Below are 17,855 nucleotides of genomic sequence, written 5' to 3' on the forward strand. Positions count from 1 at the left end.
TGTGCCACATTGTGGAACGGTGTGCTAGAATCTGGCACGAGAATGGCAGTGGCGAGGAGAGGAGTCAAGGGGTGTACGCCAGGGATTCCGCGAGTTAACGGGGGAAATCAGATGGAAATGAAGAGCGTGACCAGGTCGTTGCGGATCCTGGAAGCGGTCGCGCAGCACCAGCCGGTCACGGTGGGGGAATTGACCAAGCTCTTCGGGCTGCCCAAGTCGACGGTGCAGCGCACGCTGGTCACTCTGAACGAGGCGGGGTGGCTGCGGGCGAACCGCAAGGACACCACGCGCTGGGAGATCGGCGCGCGTGTGCTCGCCGTGCGGCCGGCGGCGCTTCAGGGATCGAGCCTGTTCGCAGCCGCGCGGGAGCCCATGATCCGGCTGCGGGACGCGCTGAACGAGACGATCCACCTGTCGGTACCGGACGCGCTGCAGTGCATGGTCGTCGTGGACCGGGTGGACTGCCACCACGCGGTGCGCACGTTCCACGCGATCGGCGACACCTCGCCCCTGCACGCCACCGCGACGGGGCGCACGGTCCTGGCCCACCTGCCGCGCGCCGACGTCGAGGAGCTGGTGGAGCGCGGGCTGGAGAGCTACAGCGACGCGACGCTAGTCGATCCGGCCGAGCTGCGCGCCGAGCTGAAGCGGGTGCGCACCGACGGCTACGCGCTCAACCGCAACCAGTACCGCCCTGACGTCTGCGCGATCGCCGCGCCCGTCCTCGACGAGGACGGCACACCGCTCGCCTCCGTGGCCGTCTCCCTGCCCGACTCGCGCTACGACGAGGCACGGCTGCCCGAGTGGGGCCGTCTGGTCGCCGACACGGCGACGGAGATCACCAACCGCCGCCTGGGCGCGTAACGGCCCGGGACGCGTGACAGGCCCCCTGGTGACGACCGGCACCAGGGGGCGTGGCATGTCACGGAGTCAGGCGCTCGTACGCCCCGACGAGGCGGTCACCGCACGGGCACCGCGATGTACTGGTACTCCAGGAACTCGTCGATGCCGACCCGGCCGCCCTCACGGCCGAGCCCGGACTGCTTGACCCCGCCGAAGGGCGCGGCCGGGTTGGAGACGAGCCCGGTGTTCAGGCCCACCATGCCCACCTCCAGGCCCTCGCTGACCCGCAGGCCTCGGTCGAGCCCCTCGGTGAAGACGTAGCCGACGAGACCCCAGGGCGTGTCGTTGGCCCGGCGCAGGACCTCGTCCTCGTCGTCGAAGGTGAGGATCGCGGCGACCGGGCCGAAGATCTCCGTGTCCATGAGGCGGCTCTCGGGGGAGACGTCCGCGAGCACGGTCGGCGGGTAGAAACAGCCGGGCCCCTCGGGCGTACGGCCGCCGACCAGCACCTGGGCGCCGCGCTCCACCGCGTCGGCGACCAGTTCCTCGACCTTGGCGCGCCCGACGGTGTCGATCAGCGGGCCGACGTCCACGCCGTCCCGGGTGCCGGGGCCGACCTCGAGCGCGCCCATCCGCTCGGCGAGCCGCCGCCCGAACTCGTCGGCGACCGACCGGTGGACGAAGAAGCGGTTCGCGGCGGTGCAGGCCTCGCCCATGTTGCGCATCTTGGCGACCATCGCGCCGTCCACGGCCACGTCCAGGTCGGCGTCGTCGAAGACGATGAACGGCGCGTTGCCGCCCAGCTCCATCGACGTCCGTACGACGGTGTCGGCGCACTGCGCGAGCAGCAGCCTGCCGACGGCCGTGGAGCCGGTGAAGGACAGCTTGCGGATCCGGCCGCCGCGCAGCAGCGGTTCGCAGACCTCTCCGGCACGGGAGGTGGTGACGACGTTCAGCACGCCGTCGGGCAGCCCGGCCTCCTTCAGGATCCCGGCGAGGGCGAGGCTGGACAGCGGGGTCTGCGGGGCCGGCTTGAGGATCATCGTGCAGCCCGCCGCGATCGCCGGGCCGATCTTGCGGGTGCCCATGGCCAGCGGGAAGTTCCACGGCGTGATCAGCAGACAGGGGCCGACCGGGCGGCGGGAGAGGAACATGCGGTTGCGGCCGTCGGGCAGCGTGCCGCACCCCCCGTCGATCCGCACGGCCTCCTCGGAGAACCAGCGGAAGAACTCGGCGGCGTACGCCACCTCTCCCCTGGCCTCGGCGAGCGGCTTGCCCATCTCGGACGTCATCAGGCGGGCGAGTTCGTCGGTGCGTTCGAGGATGATCTCGTGCGCGCGGCGCAGGATCTCGCTGCGCGCCCGGGGTGCCGTACGCGCCCACTCGGCCTGGGCCTGGACGGCCGCCTCCTCCGCGAGCCTGGCGTCCTTGGCCCCCGCGTCGGCGACATGGCCGATGGTCTCGCCGGTGGCGGGGTCGTCGACGGGCAGGGTGGCGCCGTCCGCGGCATCCACCCAGGCACCGCCGATGAACAACTGGTTCAGTACCTCGGTCATGATGTCTCTCCTGGTCGGTCGGCGCACGGGTCGAGGAGTTCCGCGAGGTGCAGGGCGCGGACGCCCCGGTCACCGGCGAGATGGTCGATCTGGGTGGCGCAGCTGAAGCCGTCGGCGACGACGGGGCGTCCGTCAAGGGCGTCGAGGCGGGGCTTGAGGGCCAGGTCCGCCACGGCGATCGAAGTGTCGTAGTGCTCCGCCTCGAAGCCGAAGTTCCCGGCGAGTCCGCAGCAGCCCTCGGCCTCGTCGACCGTGCGGACGCCGAGTCGGCGCAGCAGGTCGGCGGGGCGGCGCCCCTTGAAGGTGGCGTACTCGTGGCAGTGGGTCTGCAGGACGACGTCCCGGGGCAGCGGGGGCAGGCTCCAGTCCTGGTCGGCGAGGTCGGTGAGGGCCCCGGTGAAGGTGTGGACGCGGTCGGCGACGCGCTGGGCGGCCTCGGTGCCGAGCAGTTCGGGCACATCGCGTTTGAGGGCGGCGGCGCAGCTGGGCTCGGCCACGATGATCGGCCGTGCGTCACCGTCGTCGAGGGCGGCGACCGTACGGGCCATGATTCTGCGGGCCACGGACAGCTGGCCGGTGCTGACCCAGGTGAGTCCGCAGCACAGGCCGTCCCGGGGAGTGCAGGAGACTCCGGCGTCGGCGAGCACGCGGCTCGCCGCTCCCGCGACCTGGGGGCGGAAGGCCCGGGTGAAGCTGTCGACGAAGAGCAGGGCCTTCGCCTGCCCCGTGGTCTTCTCCGTGCTCAGAGTCCTCGCCGCGCGCAGGGTCTTCCTCAGGGCGCGCCGGGAGGCGAAGGCGGGGATCCTGCGTTCCGTGGTCACGCCGCCGAGGCGGGCGAGGAGCCTGCCGAGCGGTCCGCGCAGCAGGGCGTTGACCGGTCGGGCCGCGTATCCGGCGAGGGCGGAGGTCCTGGGCAGCCAGCCGAGCGAGTAGTGGGAGCGGGGCCTGAGCCTGCCCTTGTAGTGCTGGTGGAGGAACTCCGCCTTGTAGGTCGCCATGTCGACGCCGACCGGGCAGTCGCTGGAGCAGGCCTTGCAGGAGAGGCACAGATCGAGGGCGTCCTTGACCTCGGTCGAGCGCCAGCCGTCCTGGACGGCCTCGCCGCGCACCATCTCCTGGAGCATGCGGGCCCGGCCACGGGTGGAGTCGTTCTCCTCCCCCGTGGCCCGGTAGCTCGGGCACATCACCCCACCGGAGTCGCTGCGGCAGCGGCCGATGCCGACACAGCGGCGGACCGCGCCCGTGAAGCCGTCCGTGTCGTGCGGGAAGGTGAACGATGTCTCCACGAGCGGGAGTTCACGCAGCGCGAGGTCGGCGTCCAGGGGGGCCGGGGCGACGATGACCCCGGGGTTGAGCAGCCCGTCCGGGTCGAAGATCCGCTTGAAGGCGGCGAAGGCGCTGATCATGCGGTGGCTGTACATGACCTCCAGCAGTTCGCTGCGCGCCCGTCCGTCACCGTGCTCGCCCGACAGGGTGCCGCCGTGCGAGACGACCAGCGTGGCCGCCTCGGAGAGGAACCGCCGCATGACGGCCCGGCCGGTGTCCGTGGCCGGGTCGAAGTCGACCCGCACGTGGACGCAGCCCGCGCCGAAGTGCCCGTACAGCACACCGGTCAGCCCGTGCGCGGCCAGCAGCTTGCGGAAGTCGCGCAGATAGGCGGCGAGGTTCTCGGGGGCGACGGCCGCGTCCTCCCAGCCGGGCCAGGACTCCCCGCCGTCCACCAGCCGGGCGGCCAGCCCGGCCCCGTCCTCGCGGACCCGCCACAGCGAGCGGCGCTCGGCCGCGCTCTCGACGACCCGCCCGCCGGTCAGCCGGCCCTGTGCCCTCAGCACGTCGAGCAGTTCGGCGGCACGTGCGTCGACCGCGGCCTGCTCCTCGCCTTCGAGTTCGACGTAGAGCCAGGCGCGGCCCTCGGGCAGGCCGGTGACGGAGTCCGGGCCGCGGCGGACGCGCATGGTCGCGACGATCGCCTCGTCCATGCCCTCCACGGCGCTCGGCGAGAAGCGCAGGATCTCCGGCACGTCCTCGGCCGCCTCGACGACATCGTCGTAGCCGAGGGTGAGCAGCGCCGAGGCCTGTGCGGTCGCCACCAGGCGGACCGTCGCGGCGGTGACGACCGCACAGGTGCCTTCGGTGCCCACGAGGGCGCGGGCCATGTCGAAGCCGTTCTCGGGCAGCAGGCGGTGCAGCTGGTAGCCGGAGACCTGGCGCGGGATCCGGCCCAGTTCGGTACGGATCGGTTCCAGGTTGTCGGCGATCAGCTTCCGGAGGTCGGATTCGAGCCGGGCGATGACTCCGGTGTCGCGGGGATCGACGGGGTGCAGGCCGGTGCGGTCGGCGACGGCCCGCACGCCGTCGGACGTCACGATCTCCAGGGCCTCGACATGACCGCTGGTCCGCCCGTCGCGCACCGACCGGTTGCCGCACGCGTCGTTGCCGATCATGCCGCCGAGGGTGCAGCGGCTGTGCGAGGACGGGTCGGGGCCGAAGTCGAGCCCGTGCGGGGCGGTCGCGGCGCGCAGCGTGTCGAGGACGACGCCGGTCTCGACGCGTGCGGTGCGGGCCTCGGGGTCGATGTCCAGGATCCGGTTCATGTACCGGGAGAAGTCCAGGACGACCCCGAGTCCGACGGCGTTGCCCGCCATGCTGGTGCCGCCGCCCCGGGCCGTGACAGGGACGCCGGTCTCCCGGCAGGCCCGCAGCACCGCGACCACGTCGTCGGCGGTGCGCGGGAAGGCCACGGCCCAGGGCAGCACCCGGTAGTTGGAGGCGTCGTAGGCGTAGGGGCCCGTCGCCCCCGGGCCGGTCTCCACCCGCAGGCCGGGCGCGATCTCGGAGATTCGGGCCGTCAGACCCGCCAGGTCGCGGGTGGCGGTGGTCATCGGTCGCCGGCTCCCGAGGTGCCGGCCTCGACCGCCTTGGTCCAGGCCCGCAGGCCCTCGTCCACGCCCGCCTCGTCGATGACGAGCGCCGGGATCATCCGGACCACCTGGTTCCACGCGCCGCACAGCAGCAGGAGCAGTCCCTCGTCGACGGCGGCGCGCTGGACGCGGGCGGCGGTCTCGGGGTCGGGGCCGCCGTCGTCGGTGACGAACTCGCTGGCGAGCATGAGGCCGAGGCCGCGGACGTCGCCGATGCCCGGGGTGCGGTCGGCCACGGCCTCCAGGCCCTGGCGCAGCCGCTGTCCCATGGCCTCGGCGTTCTCGACGAGCTTCTCGTCGCGTACGACGTCGAGGGTGGCGCAGGCCGCGGCGCAGGCGACGGCGTTGGCGCCGTAGGTGCCGCCCTGCGAGCCGGGCCAGGCCTTGGCCATCAGTTCCTCGGAGGCGGCGATGCCGGAGATGGGGAAGCCGCTGGCGATTCCCTTGGCGGTGACGAGGATGTCGGGGGTGACGCCGAAGTGGTCGTGGCCCCAGAAGCGTCCGGTGCGGCCGACGCCGGTCTGCACCTCGTCGAGGATCAGCAGGAAGCCGTGCCGGTCGGCCCGCTCCCGCAGCCCTTCGAGGAAGGCCCGGTTCGCGGGCACGTACCCGCCCTCGCCGAGCACCGGCTCGACGATGATCGCGGCCGTGTCGGCGGGCGACGAGATCGTCTGGAGGGTGTAGTCGAGTTCCTGGAGGGCGAAGCGGGTGGCGGCCTCCTCGTCCCAGCCGTACCGGTAGGCCGTCGGGAACGGCGTGACGACCACACCGCTCATCAGCGGGGAGAACCCGGACCGGAAGCGGATCCCGGAGGTCGTCATGGAGGCGGCGGCGACCGTACGGCCGTGGAAGCCGCCGTGGCAGACCAGGACGTTGGGACGGCCGGTGGCCTGGCGGGCCAGCCGCAGCGCCGACTCGACGGCCTCACTGCCGGAGTTGGTGAAGAACAGGCTGTCCAGGCCGGCCGGCAGCACCTCGCCCAGCTTCTCCACGAGGCGGCGCAACGGCTCGTGCATGACGGTCGTGTACTGGCCGTGGATGAGCGTGCCCACCTGCTCCTGCGCCGCCGCCACGACCCTGGGGTGGCAGTGCCCGGTGCTGGTGACGCCGATGCCGGCGGTGAAGTCGAGGTAGCGGCGGCCGTCCTCACCGTAGAGATGGACGCCCTCGCCCCGGGCGGCCACCACGGGCGTGGCCTGGCGAAGGTGCGGCGACAGTGCGGTCATGTTCGTCTCCCGGCCGTACGTCGAGGTCTGCTTGCGGTGATCCGCGGTACTGGTCCGACAACCCCGAGCATCCGGGCCGCCTCGGGGCGCGACAACGCGTGATCTGTCCAGCCGGAACGCGTTGTTCGGACGTTGTGTCAACCACCGGACCCCCCTGACACCCCCTGCCCCTCCCGTGGACAGCTCTTGCGCAGGTCAGTGACGCTTGTCAGAGTGACCAGGCATGCAGGGAGCCACCGTGAACCCACACCCGCCGAGCGTCGCCGACGTGCTGGCCCTGCCCGTCCTGGCCGCCGGGCAGCCCCAGGTCGTGACCGGGCCGGGCGGTCTTGACCGGCCGGTGCGCTGGGTGCACATCACCGAGCTGACGGACCCGGCGTCCTTCCTCAAGGGCGGCGAGCTGGTCCTGACCACGGGCATGCCCCTGCCCGACGACGCTGCGGGTGTCCGCCGGTACGTCGACGAACTCACGGAGGTGGGCGCCGCCGCCCTGGTCATCGAGCTGGTACGGCGCTATCACCGGCCGCCCGACGCCCTCGTCCAGGCCTGCCGCGCCCGGGGGCTGCCCCTGATCACCCTCGCGCGGGACGTCAACTTCCTGGAGGTCACCCAGGTCGTCCACGCGCTCATCCTCGGCAGCCAGGCCGACGCGATGCGCCGGACGCAGCGGATCCACGAGGCGTTCACCGCGCTGACGCTGCGCGGCGCGGGACCTGAGGACGTGGTGCGCGCGGCGGCGGAGATGAGCGGCCGCACGGTCGTCCTGGAGAACCTGGTGCACCAGGCGCTGATCTGCGAACCGTCCGGGAGCACGGTGGAGGAGGCGCTCGGCGACTGGGAACAGCGCTCCCGGGCCACCGAGCCCGGCGACCACACCGGGGCGAGTGGCCCGGAGGGCTGGCTCACGGCGCCCGTCTCCTACCAGGGCGAACGCTGGGGCCGCCTGGCCATGCTCCAGGGGGCCGCCGACGGCCCGGCCTTCGGGCCGGAGCACATCACCGTCCTGGAGCGGACGGCGATGGCCCTGACCGTCGCCCGGCTCATCCACTCCACGCCCTGGGAGCACACGGCCCACCGCACCGCCCTGCGGGAGCTGGCGGAGCAGCGCCACCACTCCCCCGAGGACGCCCGCGCCCGCTGTGCCGCGCTGGGCCTGCCCACGGAGGACAGCCGCTATCTGGCGATCCTCGTCGACCTGGGCCCGGGTGCCGAGGGAGGCGAGCTGGAGGCCCGGCTGCACGGCGAGCTGCGGTCGGCGGGGATCCCTGCCCTCGTCGGCGAGCTCGCCCCCGGCCGCCTCGGCATCCTGCCGGCCCTGCGCCCCGACCGGCCCTGGCGCCCCGTGGCGGAACGGCTGTGCCGCACCGCGCTCGGTCTGGTCCCGGGGGCGATCGTCGGCGTCGGCTCCGAGGTGGCGGACCTCGCCGACACGGCACGCTCCTTCCGGGAGGCGGCCCGGGTCATAGAGGCCACCCCGCCCGGCCAGCCCCTCCCCCCGGACCGTTCCTTCCACGAACTGCCGGACATCGATCTGCGCCGTCTGCTGTACGCCCTGCGCGAGGACACCCGCGTCCAGGACTACACGGAACGCCGCCTCGGCCGGCTCATCGACCACGACACCCGGCACGGCACCGAGCTGCTCACCACGCTGGGCCACTACCTCGACGCCGCCGGCAACAAGACCACCGCGGCCCGTCGCGGCGGCCTGTCCCGGGAGACCATGTACCAGCGTCTGCGCACCATCGAGCGCCTCCTCGAATCCGACCTGGAATCCGGGGAGCGGCGGACCGAACTCCACGTCGCCCTCACGGTGTTGCGCGTCCTGCGCGCCGGGTGAAGGATGCCTCAGTGCCAAGGCGTCGGCACCATCTCCCGAGGGGGTTCGATGAAGGTCGAGCACGGTGGAAGGTCCGGCACTTGAGTACCCGTCGGCGGATCGCCGTCATCTGGGCGGGGGCGTGCCTGGCCGGGCTCGCCGCCACCTCCATGCTCAACTCCGCTTCCCACACAGACGGTTCTCCGGGCCGGGATGCCACACCGACCGGCACGTACGACTGCCAGGAGATCTACGACTCCATCGAACAGGCCCGGGCCGAGGCCAGGCGCGAGCAGCAGGACATGATCGACGCCTCGCCGGACGCCGAATACCAGTCGGTCGTCGTCGGGAGCATGGCTGTGCCGGAGGAGTGTTCGGGCGAACGGTGACTCAGGTGTCGAAGTCCACCGTCAGCGCGTCGGAGACCGGGAACGACTGGCAGGTGAGGACGTAGCCCGCGTCGACCTCGGCCGGTTCGAGGGCGAAGTTGCGCCGCATGTCGGCCTTGCCGTCGGTGACCAGGGCGCGGCAGGTGCCGCAGACGCCGCCCTTGCAGGCGAACGGCAGGTCCGGGCGGGTCTGCTGGGCGCCTTCGAGGATGCTCCGTTCCCGGGGCAGGGCGGAGGTGGTGGAGCGGCCGTCGAGGGTGACGGTGACCTGGCTGACCGGGCCGGTCGGGCCGGTCTCGGCGTGGTGGACCTCGCGTACGGGTTCGTCGTCGGCGTAGAACAGCTCCTGGTGGACCCGGTCGGCGGGCACGCCGAGGCCGGTCAGAACCTGCTGGGCGGCGCGGACCATGCCGTGCGGGCCGCACAGCCACCAGTGGTCGGCGGAGTCCACGTCCACCAGCGCGTCGACCAGGGCCGACAGCCGGTCGGCGTCGAGGCGGCCGGAGAGCACCTCGGCCTCGCGGGGCTCGCGGGAGAGGACATGGGCGAGCTGGAAGCGCGTCGGATGGAGGTCCTTCAGGTCGGCCAGTTCGTCGGCGAACATCACGGTGCCGGTGCGGCGGTTGCCGTAGAGGAGGGTGACCGTCGAGCGGGAGTCGGCGGCCAGGACGGACTCGGCGATGGAGACCATGGGCGTGATGCCGGAGCCGGCCGCGATCAGGACGTGGTGGCCGGGGGCGGTGAGGTCGGGTGTGAAGGCGCCGGTGGGGGCCATCACCTCGACGGTGTCGCCGGGGCGTACGTCGCGCACCAGCCAGGAGGAGAACAGGCCGCCCGGTACGACCCGGACGCCGATGCGCGGGGCGGTGCCGGCGGGTGAGCAGATCGAGTACGAGCGGCGCTCGTCGCGGCCGTCGATGTCGCGCCGCAGGGTGAGCGACTGGCCCGGCTCGAAGGCGAACTCCTCGGCCAGCTCGGCCGGGATGTGGAAGCTGACGGCCGCCGCGTCCTCGCACAGCGGCTGCACGGCGGCGACCCGCAGGGGGTGGAAGACCGGACGTCGGCGGGCACGCGCGCGTGCCGCCGGGGCGGGGGCCGGCTCCATCAGGTCGTCCATCAGATCTCCTTGACGTACTCGAACGGCTCGCGGCAGGCGAGGCAGCGCCACAGGGACTTGCAGGACGTGGCGGAAAAGCGGGAGGTCTCCTCGGTGTCGTGGAAACCGCAGCGTGGGCAGGGCACCGAACGGCGGGTCGGCGACAGCACGAGCGGGACCGGGCCGGTGGTGCGCGCGGGCGCGGCCCCGGGCGGGGCGATGCCGTGCTCGGCGAGCTTGCGCCGGCCGTCCGGGGTGATCCAGTCGCTGGTCCACGGCGGGTCGAGGACGGTGCGGATCTCCACGCGCGCGTAGCCCGCGTCCCGGAGCCGGGCGGCCACTCCGGCGCGCATCTCCGCCATGGCCGGGCAGCCCGAGTAGGTCGGGGTCAGGCTCGCGACCACCGTCCCGTCCGGGGTCAGGGACACGTCGCGCAGCACTCCGAGGTCGGCCAGGGTGAGCATGGGCAGCTCGGGGTCTGGGACCTGTTCGGCGATGCGCCGGGCCCGCCGTGCGTCCAGGAGCGTCGTCACCATGTCGCCTCCGGGTGGGCGCGGGCGATGCCCTGCAACTCGGCCAGCAGCGGGGCGAGATGCTCGGTGTGCTCTCCGGTGCGGCCCGAGCCGGGCAGTGGCCGGTAGACGGGCATGGGCAGTCCGGCCGCCTCGGTGACCTGGCGCAGGACGGCGACGACCTCGTCCCGTACGTCGTACGCCGTGAACAGCTCGCCCAGGTAGGGCGCCACCTGTTCCAGCGCGCTGCGCGTCCGGCGGTGCGACTCCTCGGTGCCGTCGCCGAGGCGCACCACCCACTCGGCCGCGTACTGCCGGTGGTAGGCAAGCTCCTTGACGCCCTTGGCGGCGATCGCCGCGAGCACCGGGTCCGGGTGGGCGGTGAGCCGCTCGAAGTACGCGAGGCGCCAGCTCGCGAACACCAGCAGCCGTACCGTCGAGAACGCGAAGTCGCCGTTGGGCAGTTCGGCCATCCGTACGTTGCGGAAGTCGCCGGCGTCCCGGAAGTAGGCGTAGGCGTCCTCGCCGCGGCCGGTGCCGTCGACCTGGCCGGCGCGGGCGTAGAGCAGTCGGGCCTGGCCGAGCAGATCGAGTCCGATGTTGGCCAGGGCCACCTCCTCCTCCAGCTCGGGGGCCCGTGTGGTCCACTCGGCGAGCCGCTGGGCCGAGACCAGGGCGTCGTCGCCCAGGGTGACGCAGAGGGCGGCCAGTTCACCGGCGTCGACGCCGTCGGGCACGGTCGTGTCCACACCGTGCAGGGGGTCCTCGAAGCCGGTGCCGTAGGCCCAGCGGGTGTCGTCCTCGTGTCCCTCGGCGAGGGTCATGTAGACGTGGTCGTCACTCATGCCCTCTCCTTCAGATGTGCGGGACGTCGGCGGGGATGTCGTAGAAGGTCGGGTGGCGGTAGACCTTGTCGGCGCTGGGCTCGAAGAAGGGGTCCTTCTCGTCGCGGGTCGAGGCGGTGATGTGCTCGGACCGCACCACCCAGATGCTGACGCCCTCGTTGCGCCGCGTGTAGAGGTCACGCGCGTGGGTGAGCGCCATGCGGTCGTCGGCTGCGTGCAGCGAGCCCACGTGGACGTGGTTCAGGCCGCGCTTGCCGCGTACGAACACCTCGTACAGCGGCCAGTCCTTCTTGTCGGCGGCGCTCATGCCACCGCTCCCTTCTGTGCGCGGGCCGCCTGTTTGGCGGCGTGGGCGGTGGCCGCCTCGCGGACCCAGGTGCCCTCCTCGTGGGCCGTGCGGCGTCGCTCCGTCCGCTGGGCGTTGCACGGGCCGTCGCCCTTGATGACCCGCATCAGCTCGTCCCAGTCGGGGGTGCCGAAGTCGTGGCGTCCCCGCTCGTCGTTCCAGCGCAGCTCCGGGTCCGGGAGCGTCACGCCGAGCTTCTCGGCCTGCGGGACGGTCATGTCGACGAAACGCTGGCGCAGTTCGTCGTTGCTGTGCCGCTTGATCTTCCAGGCCATCGACTGCGCGGAGTTGGGCGAGGCGTCGTCGGGCGGGCCGAACATCATCAGGGACGGCCACCACCAGCGGTCCACCGCGTCCTGCACCATGTCCCGCTGGGCCGCGGTGCCGCGCATCATCGTCATCAGCAGCTCGTAGCCCTGCCGCTGGTGGAACGACTCCTCCTTGCAGATCCGCACCATCGCGCGCGCGTACGGTCCGTACGAGGACCTGCACAGCGGCACCTGGTTGCAGATCGCGGCACCGTCGACGAACCAGCCGATCACCCCGACGTCCGCGAAGCTCAGCGTGGGGTAGTTGAAGATCGACGAGTACTTCTGGCGGCCCTCGATCAGCCGGTCCGTGAGATCCGCGCGGTCCGCGCCCAGCGTCTCCGCCGCCGAGTACAGATACAGCCCGTGTCCGGCCTCGTCCTGGACCTTGGCGAACAGAATGGCCTTGCGGCGCAGCGACGGCGCGCGCGTGATCCACTCGCCCTCCGGCTGCATGCCGATGATCTCCGAGTGCGCGTGCTGCGCGATCTGACGGATCAGTGTCTTCCGGTAGCCCTCCGGCATCCAGTCACGCGGCTCGATCCGCTGGTCCCGCGCGATCGTCGCGTCGAAGTGCTGCTGGAGAACCGGCTCGGCGCCGTCCGCCTCCGCGGGGCTGGAGCGTGTCGTATCCATCCGTCCCACTTCCCAACCGACCATTCGTTCGGTCCATGATATGACAGACCGAGCCCCTTGGTAAGCCCTCGACCCTTGACATGCCCGGAGGCGATGGGATTACTTGGCAACGCCGAAGCTAACCGAATGTTCGGTCGGTAGACAAGGTGGTGCGAGAGGTGACCCACTGCAACAGCCACGGCTCGGTGACCGTCGCGGCCGGGGCCGACGTCACCTTCGTGGCCCCGGCGTACGAGCGCGAGTACGACGTCGAAGGAGTCGCGATGACCGGCGAGCCCCTCCCCCGTGATCTGCTGGACGACGCCGAGCGCCTCACCCGCGAGGAGCTGCGCGAGCTCCAGCTAGACCGGCTGCGCCGGAGTCTGCGGCACGCGTACGACAACGTCGAGACGTACCGGAAGAAGTTCGACGCCGCCGGCGTCACGCCCGAGGACTGCCGCTCGCTGGAGGACCTGTCCCGGTTCCCCTTCACGACCAAGGCCGATCTGCGCGACAGCTACCCGTTCGGCATGTTCGCCGTCCCCATGGACCAGGTCAGCCGCGTGCACGCCTCCAGCGGCACCACGGGCCGCCCCACGGTCGTCGGCTACACGGAGAACGACGTGTCGATGTGGGCGGACCTCGTCGCCCGCTCGATCCGTGCCGCCGGCGGACGCCCGGGCCACAAGGTGCACATCTCCTACGGGTACGGCCTGTTCACCGGAGGCCTCGGCGCGCACTACGGCGCGGAGCGCGCGGGCTGTCTGGTGATCCCGGCCTCCGGGGGCATGACCGCACGCCAGGTGCAGATCATCCAGGACTTCGAGCCCGAGATCATCATGGTCACGCCGTCCTACATGCTGACGCTCCTCGACGAGTTCGAGCGACAGGGCGTCGACCCGCGCTCCACCTCGCTGAGGGTCGGAATCTTCGGCGCCGAGCCCTGGACGGAGGAGATGCGCCGCGAGATCGAGGAGCGCATGGACATCCACGCCGTCGACATATACGGCCTGTCCGAGGTGATCGGCCCGGGGGTCGCGCAGGAGTGCGTGGAGACCAAGGACGGTCTGCACGTCTGGGAGGACCATTTCCTCCCTGAGGTCGTCGACCCGATCACGGGTGAGGTGCTGCCCGAGGGCGAGGAGGGTGAGCTGGTCTTCACGTCCCTGACCAAGGAGGCGTTGCCGGTCGTCCGCTACCGCACCCGGGACCTGACCCGGCTGCTGCCCGGCACGGCACGGCCCGCCTTCCGCCGCATCCAGAAGATCACCGGCCGCTGCGACGACATGATCATCCTGCGCGGGGTGAACGTCTTCCCCAGCCAGATCGAGGAGATCGTCCTGCGCACGCCCGGCGTCGCCCCGCACTTCCAGATCCAGTTGACCCGGCACGGCCGCATGGACCACATGACCGTCCACGTCGAGAGCCGCCCGGGCACGCCCGCCGACTTGCGCGAGACCGCCGCCCGCGCGATCGCGGGTGGCGTCAAGGACGGCATCGGCGTCACGGTCGACGTGGAGATCGTGGAACCGGAGACGCTGGAGCGGTCGGTCGGCAAGCTGCGGCGGGTGAAGGATCTACGGTGAAGTCCTATCGCCTGGCCGCCGGGCAGCCGGTTTCAGTGGACTGGTCGGGCAGGTAGCGGGACCGTTCCAGTGGGGTGAGCGTGGTGTCGATGGCCGCGCAGATGTCGCGGATCGCGCGGGCCGGGTCGGGCAGGTCGATGTTCCACAGCTCGACGGAGGGGCCCACGCTGATGGCCAGGGTGTGGCCGTCCGGGCTGAACCTCACCGCCCCTGCTTGCGTGCGGGTCGGCAGGGTTCTTCTGATCTGGCTGGTGGCGAGGTCCCACAGGTGGACTCCTCGTTCGTTGCTCGCGGCAAGAGTGCTGCCATCCGAGCTGAAGGCCAGCACCGCCACGTCACCGCTGACGTTGAAGCTGTCCCGGAGCTGACCGGTGCGCGCGTTCCACGTCTTCACGGCTCCCTTGGCGCTGCTTGCGGTGGCCAGGGTGTCTCCGTCCGGGCTGAAGGCGAGAGACAGCAGGCCACCGGCGCTGGGCTTGATGGTGCGCCGGATCCCGCCGGTGGCGGCGTCGAGCAGCCTGACCTGTTCGTGGCCATCCTTGACGTGCGCGACGGCGAGTGTGCGACCGTCCGGGGCGAACGCCAGCGTTCTGACGGGTTCGTCGTGGCCCGGGTAGGTGGTGTGCAGTGCGCCGCTCGAAAGGTGCCAGATCCGAACCGATCCGTCGTAGCTCACAAGGGCGAGCCGTGTCCCGTCAGGGCTGAACACCGCCGTGTCGATGTTGCGCAGGGCACGGCGCTGAAGGAGACGGCCCGTGGTGACCTCCCGGACTTCGATCACCTCGTTCTTGGTGGCCCGGGCGGCGAGAGCGCGTCCGCTCCGGCTGAACCCCACCGTTCCGAAGCGGCTGACCGTGAACGGCATTTCCTCTCGCCGGGGTGCCGGTTCGGTGTCAAGCGTCAGTGCGTCGTCGCGGTCGCCGGTCCTGGCATCCCACAGCTCTACCGCCCCACCGCCGGGCGGTGCTTGGCGAACCGTCGCCGCCGTGTGTCCCTCCGGACTGAATGCGATGTCGGAGATGAACGTGGCGGCATCGCCTGGCAGTCTGAGTCGCGGGCGTTCGGCAGACAGGCGGTGGATACGGATGGCGGAGTCCCGGCTGCTGCTGGTCACCAGAGTGCGGCCGTCCAGACAGAGGGCCATGTCAGTCAGCCCACGACTACGGTGATCGGCGTTCACGGTGCCTCGCGCCGCGCCCGACGCGGTGTCCCACAGTCGCACCGTGTCCGCAACGCCCCGGACGGCGAGGGTGCGCCCGTCCGGCGCGAAGGCCACATCGTCCACGCCGATGGGTCTGTCACTGATGGTGCGCCGGACTTTGCCGGTGGCTACCTCCCGCAATTGCACCGACGACCTGTCGGGGAAGACCACAGCGTAGGTCCGGCCGTCGGGGCTGATGGCAACGGCGTAGCCATCGCTCGGGGTCTCGTGGGCGGTCCAGGTGCGGCCGGTGGCCAAGTCTCCCACCCGCATCTGTCCATTGCTGCTTGCCGCGACGACGGTGTCTCCGTCGGGGCCGAACGCGACTGTCCGTGGGGCATCGCTGGAGAAGCTGTGCCGCGTGCGGCCGGTGGCCACGTCCCACACCTGCACGGCCGACAAGGATGCGGCTGCCACGGTACGCCCGTCAGGACTGAACGCCGTTGCCCTTACCGCACCGTCGGGGACGGTGACGGTACGGATTCTCCTGCCGGTGGCCGGATCCCACAGTCCGATCACCGCGCCGACGTCACCGGAGATCGCGACTGCGAGGGTGCGTCCCTCGGCGCTGAGCGCCACGACTTCACCGGAGCCAGGGACAGTGAGCGTGTGCCGGAGCCGTCCCCCGGGCAGTTCCCAGATCCGCACCTTGCCGTCTTTGCTGTGGGTGGCGACGGTACGTCCGTCCGTGCTGACGGTAAGGGAACGCACGGGTTCCTTCCCACCGACCAGACGCTCGCTCAGCGGCAACGCCGCAGCGTCATACAGAGCGGCAGCCGCTTCCCGCGTCGGACTGATCCGGTACGCATGCACAGCAAGCAGCGACGCCAGATCGGGTTCGGTATCCAACAGCGCCCCGGACTGCGCGGCCAACTGCCGTGACTGCGCCACGTGCTGTGCGCTCACCGCGCTCTGCCACTGCCCCACCGCAAGCCCCGCGGCGACGAGCGCGAGGCACAGCGCGGTGGTGACCGCCGTGAGCACCAGCCGGTACCGGCGACGGCCCTTCCGCTCATGAACACCGCTGGTGTCGAGAAAGGCACGCTCCAGCTCGGTCAGTTCCTCGCGCGGTGCGTCACCGAAGTGCTCCCGGGCGGCGGCGAGCCGGCTCCCCCGGTACAACGCGCCCTCCTCTCGCCCCAGTTCCTGCCAGGCGTGGGCCGCTTCGGTGAGGTCTCGGTGCACACGCAAACGCTCGCGATCCGCCTCGATCCACCCGCGCAACCGGGGCCAGGCCGTGATCAGGGCCTCGTGGGCCATCTCGACCGTGTCGCCGTCCAGGGTGAGCAGCCGCGCCCCGGCGAGTGCGTCGACCACCTGGGCGGTGCCGGGCAGTTCCGCGCGGTCGACGGGACGGCGGGTGTCGGGGGTGCCGTCGCCGGGGGCGACCAGGCGCAGCAGCACCCGGCGGGCGGCAGCCGCCTGGTCGTCGGTGAACCGGCCGTGGACCTCCTCGGCGGTCCGGGCGATCGCGCCGTCCAGGCATCCGGCGGCCTCGTAGCCCACCAGGGTCAGTGTCTTGCCTCGGCGGCGGCGCCAGGTCTCCAGCAACGCGTGGGACAGCAGCGGCAGTCCACCCGGCGCGTCGGCGACCTCCTCGACCAGCCGGGCGGTGAGGGCGCGTTCGACGGTCAGTCCGGCGGCCTTGGCCGGTTTGACGACGGCGGCCCGCAGTTCGGCCTGGCTCATCGCTCCGGCCAGGAGGTTGGCATCGCGCAGTGCGTCGGCCAGCTCGCGGTGCTCGGCGCAGCGGCCGTAGAAGTCGCCGCGTACCGCCAGCAGCACCCGCAGGCGGCTCTCCGGCTGCCGGGCCCTCAGCAACAGGTCGATGAAGCGGGCGCGTTCGGCCGGGTCGTGGCAGAGCGTGAAGACCTCCTCGAACTGGTCGACGATCAAGAGCGTGTCCGCTCCGGCGTCGCCGTCGCGAGGAATCACCGGTGTGAGGAGGGCGGCGTGGCTGCGCGCGGGGCGTTCGCCCGGTGTCAGGATCCGGATCGCGGCCGGGCGCAGGTCCGGCTCCCGGGCGTGCCGGAGCACGGGTATCAGTCCGGCCCGTAACAGGGAGGACTTGCCGCTGCCGGAGGGGCCGAAGACCGCGGCGAACCGCCGTCGGCGCAACAGCTCGACCAGGTCGGCGGTGAGCTGTTCCCGGCCGAAGAACAGGCCGCTGTCCCCGGTCTCGAACCGTGCCAGTCCCCGGTACGGCGGAAGGGATCCGTCGTCGTCCCGGGAGCCGTCACCGGCGGACTCCTCCACCGCCTCCTTCCACCGGGCCTCCCATTCGGCCGGGTCTCCGCCGCACGCCTCCGCGTAGGCGAGGGCCACGGGCAGCGTCGGCAACCGCTCGCCTCCTGCCGCCTGCGCCAGAGTGGTCACCGAGTAGCCCGCCCGCCGGGCCAGCGACCGGTAGGTGATCCCGTCCGCCTCCGCCCTCAGCTTGCGTAACTCGAACGCGAACCGCTGCACCGGTCCCGCCGCCGGATCCACCGGCACCTCATGACGCCCCGCCACCCCCGCACCCCCTCCGGCCCGCCTCATTGTCAGGCCGCCAGAACCGTACTGCCGAACAATGATCAAGCCGCTGAACTCGGCCGC

Annotated in this window: 13 protein-coding genes; 4 read left to right on the forward strand and 9 right to left on the reverse strand. The window is 71.8% G+C overall.

Going from position 1 to position 17,855, the window contains the following annotated elements:
* Nucleotides 1-117: 117 nt before the first annotated feature.
* Nucleotides 118-864 (forward strand): IclR family transcriptional regulator, encoded by a 747-nt coding sequence (locus ACZ6I3_RS27070; protein ID WP_469418251.1) that lies wholly within the window; start codon nucleotides 118-120, stop codon nucleotides 862-864.
* A gap of 95 nt (nucleotides 865-959) precedes the next feature.
* On the opposite strand, the gene ACZ6I3_RS27075 is transcribed toward ACZ6I3_RS27070, so the two are convergent.
* From ACZ6I3_RS27075 to ACZ6I3_RS27085, 3 genes are read right to left on the reverse strand one after another with little or no spacing between them, the layout of a single operon-like run.
* Nucleotides 960-2,399 carry an NAD-dependent succinate-semialdehyde dehydrogenase gene (locus ACZ6I3_RS27075; RefSeq protein WP_469418080.1) on the reverse strand — a complete coding sequence of 480 codons (1,440 nt, stop codon included), beginning with the start codon at nucleotides 2,397-2,399 and terminating at the stop codon, nucleotides 960-962.
* Nucleotides 2,396-5,281, reverse strand: a complete 2,886-nt coding sequence (locus ACZ6I3_RS27080; protein ID WP_469418082.1) for an FAD-binding and (Fe-S)-binding domain-containing protein — start codon at nucleotides 5,279-5,281, stop codon at nucleotides 2,396-2,398. Before ACZ6I3_RS27080 ends, ACZ6I3_RS27075 begins: the two co-directional genes overlap by 4 nt.
* The gene (locus ACZ6I3_RS27085) at nucleotides 5,278-6,546 is read right to left on the reverse strand and encodes an aspartate aminotransferase family protein (protein ID WP_469418083.1); all 1,269 of its coding nucleotides are present in this window, start codon (nucleotides 6,544-6,546) and stop codon (nucleotides 5,278-5,280) included. Before ACZ6I3_RS27085 ends, ACZ6I3_RS27080 begins: the two co-directional genes overlap by 4 nt.
* Before the next feature lie 223 nt (nucleotides 6,547-6,769).
* Between ACZ6I3_RS27085 and ACZ6I3_RS27090 the strand changes: the two genes are divergently transcribed.
* Both ACZ6I3_RS27090 and ACZ6I3_RS27095 read left to right on the forward strand, forming a co-directional pair.
* Nucleotides 6,770-8,383, forward strand: coding sequence for a PucR family transcriptional regulator (locus ACZ6I3_RS27090; RefSeq protein WP_469418085.1), 1,614 nt, complete (start codon nucleotides 6,770-6,772; stop codon nucleotides 8,381-8,383).
* Nucleotides 8,384-8,463: 80 nt separating this feature from the next.
* Nucleotides 8,464-8,751 carry a hypothetical protein gene (locus ACZ6I3_RS27095; RefSeq protein ID WP_469418086.1) on the forward strand — a complete coding sequence of 96 codons (288 nt, stop codon included), beginning with the start codon at nucleotides 8,464-8,466 and terminating at the stop codon, nucleotides 8,749-8,751.
* A gap of 1 nt (nucleotide 8,752) precedes the next feature.
* On the opposite strand, the gene paaE is transcribed toward ACZ6I3_RS27095, so the two are convergent.
* The 5 genes from paaE to paaA are packed head-to-tail and all read right to left on the reverse strand — an operon-like array spanning nucleotide 8,753 to nucleotide 12,494.
* A complete protein-coding gene (gene paaE / locus ACZ6I3_RS27100) occupies nucleotides 8,753-9,868 on the reverse strand; it encodes a 1,2-phenylacetyl-CoA epoxidase subunit PaaE (protein ID WP_469418087.1) in 1,116 nt (371 codons plus the stop codon).
* Nucleotides 9,868-10,383: a 1,2-phenylacetyl-CoA epoxidase subunit PaaD gene (gene paaD / locus ACZ6I3_RS27105; protein WP_399015064.1), complete on the reverse strand. Its 516-nt coding sequence runs from the start codon at nucleotides 10,381-10,383 to the stop codon at nucleotides 9,868-9,870. The genes paaE and paaD overlap by 1 nt, the downstream gene beginning before the upstream one ends.
* A complete protein-coding gene (gene paaC / locus ACZ6I3_RS27110) occupies nucleotides 10,377-11,204 on the reverse strand; it encodes a 1,2-phenylacetyl-CoA epoxidase subunit PaaC (RefSeq protein WP_469418089.1) in 828 nt (275 codons plus the stop codon). The genes paaD and paaC overlap by 7 nt, the downstream gene beginning before the upstream one ends.
* Nucleotides 11,205-11,214: 10 nt before the next feature.
* Nucleotides 11,215-11,511, reverse strand: a complete 297-nt coding sequence (paaB, locus tag ACZ6I3_RS27115; RefSeq protein ID WP_382835294.1) for a 1,2-phenylacetyl-CoA epoxidase subunit PaaB — start codon at nucleotides 11,509-11,511, stop codon at nucleotides 11,215-11,217.
* Entirely contained in the window at nucleotides 11,508-12,494 is a 987-nt protein-coding gene (paaA, locus tag ACZ6I3_RS27120) for a 1,2-phenylacetyl-CoA epoxidase subunit PaaA (RefSeq protein WP_469418090.1), read from the reverse strand. The genes paaB and paaA overlap by 4 nt, the downstream gene beginning before the upstream one ends.
* Nucleotides 12,495-12,757: 263 nt before the next feature.
* Between paaA and paaK the strand changes: the two genes are divergently transcribed.
* Nucleotides 12,758-14,059, forward strand: a complete 1,302-nt coding sequence (paaK, locus tag ACZ6I3_RS27125) for a phenylacetate--CoA ligase PaaK (protein WP_469418252.1) — start codon at nucleotides 12,758-12,760, stop codon at nucleotides 14,057-14,059.
* Between the two features lie 4 nt (nucleotides 14,060-14,063).
* Here paaK and ACZ6I3_RS27130 read toward each other — a convergent pair whose 3' ends face one another.
* On the reverse strand, nucleotides 14,064-17,771 hold the full coding sequence (locus ACZ6I3_RS27130; RefSeq protein ID WP_469418091.1) for an nSTAND1 domain-containing NTPase: 3,708 nt from the start codon (nucleotides 17,769-17,771) through the stop codon (nucleotides 14,064-14,066).
* Nucleotides 17,772-17,855: the final 84 nt, after the last annotated feature.

This window comes from Streptomyces sp. NPDC041940 (assembly GCF_055589465.1).